This is a genomic window from Mycobacterium sp. (assembly GCF_049585075.1).
Taxonomy (GTDB): Bacteria; Actinomycetota; Actinomycetes; order Mycobacteriales; family Mycobacteriaceae; genus Mycobacterium.
Genome location: NZ_JBAUZA010000453.1, coordinates 1 through 8160, shown reverse-complemented (window position 1 = coordinate 8160; position 8160 = coordinate 1). Strand labels below are relative to the sequence as shown.

The following is an 8160-nucleotide window of genomic DNA, read 5'->3' as shown; positions in this document are numbered from 1 at the left end:
GAACTCTTACAGCGCCGGCAGGTCGAACAAGGGGGGCAGCGAGAAGTACCCGAGCAGGTCGTTCATACCATCCGCGAAGAAGTCGCCAGCGGCGCCGAAGGCGCTGCCGGTAGCCAACGCTTCGCTGATCCCGCTTGCCGATCCGAACAGGTCGGCCATTGGGATCGTGTCGATCGGGGCCGTCGGGTTCAACAGCGAGAACAGCTCGACGTTGTAGGCGTTGTAGAACTCGGTCAGAGCCCCGTTGTCCACGTTGTAGGCGCCCGGGTCAGACGCGGGGCCAGCAACGGCCGGGTTGATCCCGTACAGCTCGTAGTCGAGCGGAGTAAACGGGGGCACCTTCGGTGCGTCCGCCAACGGAATGGTGTCGAAATCGCCGGGGTGTGTGACGACGTCGGTGCCGACGCCCGCGAGGTCGGCATCGCTCACAAACATAGAGTTCAGCGACGCAATCTCACTGGCGACAAAGGGGGCCAGTGGGTCGACGACAGGATCCGCCGCCGCCAGCGGCGCCAACGCCAGTGCTGCTCCGGCCGCGAAGCTCCCCATCACGGCGATTTTGCGAATGTTCATAGTCATGCCCCTTCCATGATCTCGACTAGCGGACTGCTTGCGTGCCCCCAAGGTTCCCCCTTGTAGAAGCTGAGTAAACCCTAACAATCAACTAAATCTGAGGGAAGTCTTACGCTGAGAAAATTCAACTCGGGCTTGTACTTTGTTAAGCATTCGGATCGGCAGCCGCGGCCAGCCCGTAATACCGAGATCCACGGCAAACGCGACGAGGCCATGACGCCCAGACCGCTCACCTATGCTGCCAATATGCCTTCCGCGCGGAAGAAGCCGTGGGAAACGTTGCAGCGGTTCGCGGAGAACCTGGTGTTCAACGACGCACCGAGGTTCGTCCGGCAGCTGCAGAACTCGCCGACCATGCAGAAGACCGTCCAGCGGGGCATCAAGATCGGCATCGATGTACTCACCGGCAGCGCATCCGAACCGCCGGCCGAGATCACCGCCGGTCGCCCGGTAACCCGCAACAGCGCGCCTACCGCGCACCGGGCCCGCAGGCTGGTCTACGCCCCCGACTTGGACGGTCGGGCCGATCCCGGCGAAATCGTCTGGACGTGGGTGACCTACGAGGACGACCCCACCCGCGGTAAGGACCGTCCGGTGCTGGTCGTAGGCCGCGACCGCAACACGCTGCTCGGGTTGATGATGTCCAGCCAAGACAGGCATGCTGCCGACCGGGACTGGGTTCCGATAGGCAGCGGAAGCTGGGATGCCGATGGCAGACCCAGTTGGGTGCGGCTGGACCGGGTGCTCGACGTCCCCGAAGAGAGCATCCGCCGCGAGGGCGCGATCCTGGAGCGAACGGTCTTCGACGTAGTGGCTGCTCGGCTACGACGCGACTACTCCTGGCGCTGAGTGATCAGCCCTGGGTGATGTAGGACTGCAGCTGCTCGTGCTCAGCCTCCAGCTCCTCCATCCGCGTCTTCACCACATCACCGATGCTGACGATCCCGATCAGCTTGCCGTCCTCGAGTACCGGTACATGTCGCACCCGGTTCTCGGTCATCAGCATGGTGAGGCTGTCGACCGTGTCGGACTTACTACACGTCGAAACCACCGGCGTCATGATCTTCGAAACCGGTCGCGACAGCACGTCAGCCCCTTGGGAATGCAGCTGGCGTACCACGTCACGCTCGGAGACGATGCCGGCGACGCCGTCGGGCCCCACCACCACCATGGCGCCGATGTTGTGACCGGCGAGCCCGGCCAGTAGTTCGGTCACGGTCGCGTCGGGGTCGATTGTCTTTACCGCGCCACCCTTGCTCCGTAGCACGTCTGCAATGCGCATCCAGGCCTCCCGCCGATTGTGATCCGGTTCACACCAGGCTACGGCGAGAACGGTCATCGTGAAAGGAACCCGCGAAAATCACACCAACGTGCTGTTCAGGCCACTGCCGATCGGCGCGTCGTGTGCCGCAATCACCGTGGGCAGGGGGCCTTGAATCTCGCAGCCAGAGAAGCGTTGCGAGCCAGCTTGATTAGCGAATTGAGCGGTGGGCGACCGGGATTTGTGACATACCTTTGAGCGATGATCGAGATCACGCTGCTCGGCACCGGCAGCCCAGTTCCGGACCCGGATCGCGCCGGGCCGGCCACACTGGTGCGTGCTGGCGGCCAGGCTTTCTTGGTGGATTGCGGGCGCGGCGTGCTGCAACGCGCAGCGGCAATCGGCTTGGGTGCCAATGGTTTATCGGCCTTGCTGCTTACCCACCTGCACAGCGACCACATCACCGACCTCGGCGATGTGGTGATCACCCGCTGGGTCACCACGTTCAGCCCCGACCCCACACCGCTGCCGATCATCGGGCCGCCCGGCACCGCCGCGGTGGTCGAGGCGACGCTGCAAGCACTCGGTCCCGACATCAGCTACCGGATCGCGCACCACGACGACCTGACGGCCCCACCACCAGTTGAGGTACACGAATACACCGAGGGCTCAGTGTGGGACCGGGAGGGCGTGTCAATCCGGGTGGCCCCCACCGACCACCGACCAGTAGCGCCGACGATCGGGTTTCGGATTGAGGTTGGCGACGCCTCGGCGGTGCTGGCGGGTGACACCGTCCCGTGCCAGAGCCTCGATGAACTCGCCACCGGCGCAGATGCTTTAGTGCACACCGCCATCCGTAAGGAACTCATAGCCCCGCTGCCGGTACAGCGCATGAAGGACGTCTGTGAGTACCATTCGTCGGTGCAGGAGGCGGCCGCGACCGCCAGACGCGCCGGGGTCGACACCCTGGTGCTGACCCACTACGTGCCGACTATCGCTCCCGGGCAAGAGGATCAGTGGCGTGCGCTAGCCGCCACCGAATTCGACGGGCGGATTGAGCTCGGCGACGACCTGCACCGGGTGGAGGTGGGCCCGCCCGGGTGAACCCTCACCCGGCATCGCGAATATCGTTGCGCTGCAGCGGCAACCGCGCGCCGGCTACCAGTACCCACGCCAACGCCAAGACCCGGGCGACCGGCAGGATCGGCCCCACCATCGGCCAGATCAGCACCAGCAGTGTCAATTCGGAAAGCCCGGCGATCAGCAGACCGGCCCAGGCCAGCGGCCGGGACAACAGTCCAAGGCTGAGGCTGGGCACCGCCATGCCCGCGATAAGGACGCCCAACCCCACCATGTGTCCGGGGCCGCCCAGCAGAAATACCAGGAGATACAGCGCCCGTACCAGTGCGGTGTCGGCGCTGACCTCTGGCCACGACAATGTCCAAGCGACCAAGCCCGCCAGGCCCAGTGCGCCGGCCGCCAACAGTCCGCCCGCCAGTGTGATCGTCGCTCCCGCAGCAGTGGCCCCGAGTTCGCGCAATCGGGCACTGGCGGTCGCCGCGTACACGGCCAGCGGCACCGACGAGGCAAACACCGCCACGGCGATAACCTGCACTGCGACCGGCTCGGCGCGCACGTACTGCTGGATTGCGGCCACCGGCCCATACGGCAGCGGCATCACGCCGCCGAGCGCGACTCCGATCGCCAGACCACCGAAGAGCAGCCCTACGCAGAGCGCGGCGATGAGGGCCAACGACGGTCTGCGTTCGGGTGAAACGTCCACTATGCAAGTCGGGTGATTTCGACGACGACGTCAAGGTCGGTGGCGCCCTGGCCGGAGTAGATGCCCTTGAGCGGGGACACATCAGAGTAGTCGCGACCGACGCCGACACTGACGTACTGCTCGGTGATCTCGCTGTCATTGGTGGGGTCGAGATCCCACCAACTCCCGGTCCATGCCTGCAGCCAGGAATGACTGTGCCCGTCGACAGTGTCACCCACCACTGCATCAGAGTTGGGATGGTGATAACCGGACACGTACCGCGAAGGAATACCCATGCTGCGCAACATAATTAACGATAGATGCACGAAATCCTGGCAGACGCCTGTGCCTTCACGCAACGCGTCCAGGCCCGACGAATGCACACCGGTGGTGCCGCGCACGTAGTCTAGTTCGCTGCGTACCCAGTCCGCGGCAGCCGCAACGGCTTCGGCCGGTTCGTGATACTTGGCGATCCGCTTGCCAACGGCCGCAATACGTTTGCTTGCCGGCGTGTATTCGGTGGGGCGGAGCACCTCATCGAATCGGTCGACCACCGACTCGCCGTGCAAGTCCGTCCAGGTGACCTTTTCGGTCGGTGGCTCCGCTCGATCGGTTTCCACCACCGACGTGGCCGTGACAGTCAACTCGGTATGCGGCGCGTGCAGGTCGAACGCCGTCACAGCCGTGCCCCAATAGTCGATGTAGCGGTACGCCCGGGTAGCCGGGACGGTTTCGACACGGTTGAGGACCACGTTCTGCCGGGTATCCGACCGCGGTGTGAGCCGGGCTTCGTTGTAGGAGGCCGTCGCCGGCGACGGATAGGCATATCCGGTGGCGTGCAGCACCCGCAATCGCCACATCAGGTCTTCCCCTGCCTTGCCGGCAACGGGTCACGTTGAGCGGCGTCGGACCAGGCGACCCACGGCACAGCGTGAAAGTACTGAATCGCCAATGCTTCTCCGACGTCATGGCAACTTTGCTGCAGGTTGGCCAGCCGACTCTCCAGTGATTCGAGCAATACTCCTGGCTCGATAAATTCGAGTTCGCTGCGGGCTTGCCCGAGCAGCCGCTGCGCTTCGGCGGTGGTGCCGACCCGGCTGTGCGAACGGTGCAGCAGCTCGTCGAGGTTGTGCTCGGCCATCTTCAGCGAGTAGAAGACCGACCGCGGAAACAACCGGTCGAGCAGGATGAACTCGACGACCCGGTTGGCGTCCAGCACACCTCGATAGGTTCGCAAATAGGTGTCATGCGCGCCCGCCGAGCGCAGCACCGTCACCCAGGCCGGCGAGGAAGCGCTGTCTCCCACTCGTGACAGCAACAACCGCACCGTCATGTCCACCCGCTCGATCGCGCGGCCCAGCAACATGAAGCGATACCCGTCGTCGCGCGACAATGTCGAATCGGCGAGGCCGGCGAACATGGCGGCGCGGCCCTCGATGAACGACAGAAACTCGTGCGGGCCAAGTCGTTTGGCCGCACGTTCACGTTCACCTAGGGCGTTGAAGGTGGTGTTAAGGCACTCCCAGGTTTCCGTCGACGTGACCTCGCGAGCAGACCTCGCGTTCTCCCGCGCTGCGGAGATGGCATCGACGATGGAGCAACCGCCGGCGGTGTTGCGGCGAAACGCCACCAGGTCAGTCAACGACCAGACGTCCAACTGGGTGTCGGGTGGCTCAATTCCCAACACGTGCAACAGCACTCGCGAGGTGTGGTCGGGGTCGACGCTGGAATCCTCCAGCAGTTGGTGAATGGTGACGTCGAGGATGCGCGCCGTGTCGTCGGCGCGCTCGACGTAGCGACCTATCCAGTACAGCGCCTCGGCGTTACGGGCGAGCATCAGCGGATCACCGCCTGCTGCTGTTGCTGTTGGCCTGGCTGCTGTTGCTGCTGAGTGGACTTATCCGCCTCCGCGTCGCCGTTGGACGTCGTGGCGGGTGTGGGCAGCGACCGGACGATCTGGGCGGCGCCCAATTCGCGATCGGCCGCTGACGCGCGTGACGCCAGCACCCAGGTGTCCTTGGATCCGCCGCCCTGGCTGGAGTTCACCACCCTCGATCCTTCGACCAGTGCCACCCGGGTCAGCCCGCCGGGTAACACCCACACGTCGTCGCCGTCGTTGACCGCGAACGGTCGCAAGTCGACGTATCGGGGTGTCAGCGTGTCTGCAACCTTGGTCGGGACGGTCGAGAGCTCCATCATCGGTTGGGCGATCCAGCCGCGCGGATCGTCGCGGATCTTTTTGCTGATCGCGGTCAACTCCTTGGCGGAGGCTTCCGGACCGAAGACGATGCCGTAACCGCCGGACCCCTCGACCGGCTTGACGACCAGTTCGTCGACCCGGTCGAGCACTTCTTCGCGTTCGTCGTCCAACCAGCACCGGAAGGTGTCCACATTGGCCAGCAGCGGTTTCTCGCCCAGGTAGTACTCGATGATCGTCGGCACGTAGGTGTAGACGAGTTTGTCGTCGCCTACCCCGTTGCCGACGGCGCTGGAAATCACCACGTTGCCGGCTCGGGCGGCGTTGAGCAGGCCGGCCACGCCCAGCACCGAATTGGGGCGAAATTGCATCGGATCCAGAAACGCATCGTCGATGCGCCGGTAGATGACGTCGACATGACGTTCTCCTTCGGTGGTGCGCATGTACACCTGGTTGTCGCGGCAGAACAGATCGCGGCCCTCAACGAGCTCGACACCCATTTGACGGGCCAGGAGCGAATGCTCGAAATACGCCGAGTTGTGCACCCCGGGTGTCAGCACGACGACGGTCGGGTCGGCCTCGTTGGTAGCCGCCGATTTGCGCAAAGCGCGCAGCAGGTGCGCCGCATAGTCGTCGACGGCGCGCACCCGGTGCGTGGCGAACAAGTTAGGAAAGACCCGCGCCATCGTGCGCCGGTTCTCCATCACGTAAGACACCCCCGACGGCGAACGCAGGTTGTCCTCGAGGACCCGGAAGTTGCCGCGCTCGTCGCGGATCAGGTCGATGCCGGCGACGTGAATGCGCACGCCATTGGGCGGCACGATGCCGGCGGCCTGACGGTAGAAGTGCTCGCAGGAGGTCACCAACCGACGCGGGATGACCCCGTCGTTCAGAATCTCCTGATCGCCGTAGACGTCGTCGAGGTAGCACTCGAGGGCCTTGACCCGCTGGGTGATGCCGCGCTCCAACCGCGTCCACTCCGCGGCCGAGATCACCCGTGGGACCAGGTCCAGCGGAAAGGGTCGCTCCTGTCCGGACAGCGAAAACGTAATGCCCTGATCGCTGAATGCCCGGCGCAGCGCCTCGGCCCGGCCCTCGAGGTCAGACGCATCCGACGGCGCCAGCTCGGCGTAGATGCCCTTGTACGGGCCGCGGATGTTGCCCTGACCGTCGAACATCTCATCGAAGGCCTCCGCGTAGCTGCTGGCGGTGTTGTAGCCGTCGAAGATGCGCTCATAGCGCTTCGCCGGCCGGGACTCGCCGCGCGGCGGCCGCCTAGTCTCGACGGGCACGGTTCGAGGGGCCACCTTGCCATGCTGCATCACGAACGCCGTTTCTGCAGGCCAAGCGGCTCCGAATTGGGCGAATGCACCGCGGACTGATACCCTGAGCCGTCGCCGCTTAAGCGCTGAGACGCTGCGGCACCCCTGACACCACAAGCCGCCAAAATCGTAAGCCGAAGGAATTGACGCGTGGCCAACATCAAGTCGCAGCAAAAGCGCAACCGCAGCAACGAGCGCGCCCGACTGCGCAACAAGGCGGTGAAGTCATCTCTTCGCACGGCTGTCCGCGCGTTCCGCGAGGCCGCCGCCGCAGGCGAAAAAGAGAAAGCCACCGAACTGCTGGTCTCCACCAGCCGCAAGCTTGACAAGGCAGCCAGCAAGGGCGTGATTCACAAGAACCAGGCCGCGAACAAGAAGTCAGCGCTGGCGCACGCCCTCAACACTCTCTGAGTCAGCGGTCGCCCGCCGCTAATTCCGCGACTTTTCGCACCGCCGCTTCCAACGCGTAATCGGCATCAGCCGCCGCACCCTTGACGTCGGCGTTCAGCGCCGCCACCAACTTCATCGCGACAGCGACCATCTCGCGCGACCAGCGCCGGGCCTGCTTCTGCGCCTTCTGTACCCGCCAGGGCGGCATCCCGACTTCGGCAGCCAGACGGTAGGGGTCACCAGAAAGCGGACCCACCCGACCGATGGCGTGCACGGCCTCGGCCAACGCGTCGGCCAGCACCACATGCGGCTCGCCGCGCATCATCGCCCAGCGCAGCGCCTCGACAGCGCCTGCGACGTCACCGGCCACCGCCTTGTCGGCGATGTCGAATCCCTTCACCTCGGCCCTGCCACCGTGATAGCGGCGCACCGCGGCGACATCGACACGGCCACCGGTGTCGGCGACCAATTGAGAACAGGCCGAAGCGAGTTCGCGTATATCGGAGCCGACGGCATCCAGGAGCGCACCGACCGTGTCGTTGTCGGTTTTGACCTTCAACGAGCGAAACTCGTTGCGGACGAAGTCGATACGTTCGCTGGCCTTGTTGATCCGCGCGCACGGGTACAGCTGCGCGCCAAGAGCGCGCAGCTGGCC

Annotated in this window: 10 protein-coding genes; 3 read left to right on the top strand and 7 right to left on the bottom strand. The window is 64.8% G+C overall.

What is annotated here, in order from left to right; translation table 11 throughout:
- Positions 1-6: 6 nt before the first annotated feature.
- Positions 7-573: a hypothetical protein gene (locus tag WB785_RS21440; RefSeq protein ID WP_424081600.1), complete on the bottom strand. Its 567-nt coding sequence runs from the start codon at positions 571-573 to the stop codon at positions 7-9.
- 246 nt (positions 574-819) lie between these two features.
- Between WB785_RS21440 and WB785_RS21435 the strand changes: the two genes are divergently transcribed.
- Positions 820-1422 carry a type II toxin-antitoxin system PemK/MazF family toxin gene (locus tag WB785_RS21435; protein ID WP_424081598.1) on the top strand — a complete coding sequence of 201 codons (603 nt, stop codon included), beginning with the start codon at positions 820-822 and terminating at the stop codon, positions 1420-1422.
- 4 nt (positions 1423-1426) lie between these two features.
- On the opposite strand, the gene WB785_RS21430 is transcribed toward WB785_RS21435, so the two are convergent.
- The gene (locus WB785_RS21430) at positions 1427-1855 is read right to left on the bottom strand and encodes a CBS domain-containing protein (RefSeq protein ID WP_424081596.1); all 429 of its coding nucleotides are present in this window, start codon (positions 1853-1855) and stop codon (positions 1427-1429) included.
- A 240-nt stretch (positions 1856-2095) separates the two neighbouring features.
- Between WB785_RS21430 and WB785_RS21425 the strand changes: the two genes are divergently transcribed.
- The gene (locus tag WB785_RS21425; RefSeq protein WP_424081594.1) at positions 2096-2938 is read left to right on the top strand and encodes a ribonuclease Z; all 843 of its coding nucleotides are present in this window, start codon (positions 2096-2098) and stop codon (positions 2936-2938) included.
- A gap of 4 nt (positions 2939-2942) precedes the next feature.
- Here WB785_RS21425 and WB785_RS21420 read toward each other — a convergent pair whose 3' ends face one another.
- The 4 genes from WB785_RS21420 to WB785_RS21405 all read right to left on the bottom strand — a co-directional run bounded on the left by WB785_RS21420 (position 2943) and on the right by WB785_RS21405 (position 7115).
- The gene (locus WB785_RS21420; protein WP_424081602.1) at positions 2943-3512 is read right to left on the bottom strand and encodes a hypothetical protein; all 570 of its coding nucleotides are present in this window, start codon (positions 3510-3512) and stop codon (positions 2943-2945) included.
- Between the two features lie 104 nt (positions 3513-3616).
- Entirely contained in the window at positions 3617-4456 is an 840-nt protein-coding gene (locus WB785_RS21415) for a transglutaminase family protein (protein ID WP_424081592.1), read from the bottom strand.
- Positions 4456-5433: an alpha-E domain-containing protein gene (locus WB785_RS21410; RefSeq protein ID WP_424081590.1), complete on the bottom strand. Its 978-nt coding sequence runs from the start codon at positions 5431-5433 to the stop codon at positions 4456-4458. Before WB785_RS21410 ends, WB785_RS21415 begins: the two co-directional genes overlap by 1 nt.
- On the bottom strand, positions 5433-7115 hold the full coding sequence (locus WB785_RS21405; protein ID WP_424081588.1) for a circularly permuted type 2 ATP-grasp protein: 1683 nt from the start codon (positions 7113-7115) through the stop codon (positions 5433-5435). Before WB785_RS21405 ends, WB785_RS21410 begins: the two co-directional genes overlap by 1 nt.
- Before the next feature lie 150 nt (positions 7116-7265).
- Between WB785_RS21405 and rpsT the strand changes: the two genes are divergently transcribed.
- Positions 7266-7526 carry a 30S ribosomal protein S20 gene (gene rpsT, locus WB785_RS21400; protein WP_424081587.1) on the top strand — a complete coding sequence of 87 codons (261 nt, stop codon included), beginning with the start codon at positions 7266-7268 and terminating at the stop codon, positions 7524-7526.
- A 1-nt stretch (position 7527) separates the two neighbouring features.
- Here rpsT and holA read toward each other — a convergent pair.
- Positions 7528-8160, bottom strand: a 633-nt coding sequence (gene holA / locus WB785_RS21395) for a DNA polymerase III subunit delta (RefSeq protein WP_424081585.1), incomplete at its 5' end; no start/stop codon positions are given.

Excerpts from the sequence above, each read along its gene's own strand:
- WB785_RS21425 (WP_424081594.1), top strand. The coding sequence starts at position 2,096 with ATGATCGAGATCACGCTGCTCGGCACCGGCAGCCCAGTTCCGGACCCG.
- WB785_RS21435 (WP_424081598.1), top strand. The coding sequence starts at position 820 with ATGCCTTCCGCGCGGAAGAAGCCGTGGGAAACGTTGCAGCGGTTCGCG.
- WB785_RS21415 (WP_424081592.1), bottom strand. The coding sequence starts at position 4,456 with ATGTGGCGATTGCGGGTGCTGCACGCCACCGGATATGCCTATCCGTCG.
- WB785_RS21430 (WP_424081596.1), bottom strand. The coding sequence starts at position 1,855 with ATGCGCATTGCAGACGTGCTACGGAGCAAGGGTGGCGCGGTAAAGACA.
- WB785_RS21420 (WP_424081602.1), bottom strand. The coding sequence starts at position 3,512 with ATGCCGCTGCCGTATGGGCCGGTGGCCGCAATCCAGCAGTACGTGCGC.
- WB785_RS21405 (WP_424081588.1), bottom strand. The coding sequence starts at position 7,115 with ATGCAGCATGGCAAGGTGGCCCCTCGAACCGTGCCCGTCGAGACTAGG.
- WB785_RS21410 (WP_424081590.1), bottom strand. The coding sequence starts at position 5,433 with ATGCTCGCCCGTAACGCCGAGGCGCTGTACTGGATAGGTCGCTACGTC.
- WB785_RS21440 (WP_424081600.1), bottom strand. The coding sequence starts at position 573 with ATGAACATTCGCAAAATCGCCGTGATGGGGAGCTTCGCGGCCGGAGCA.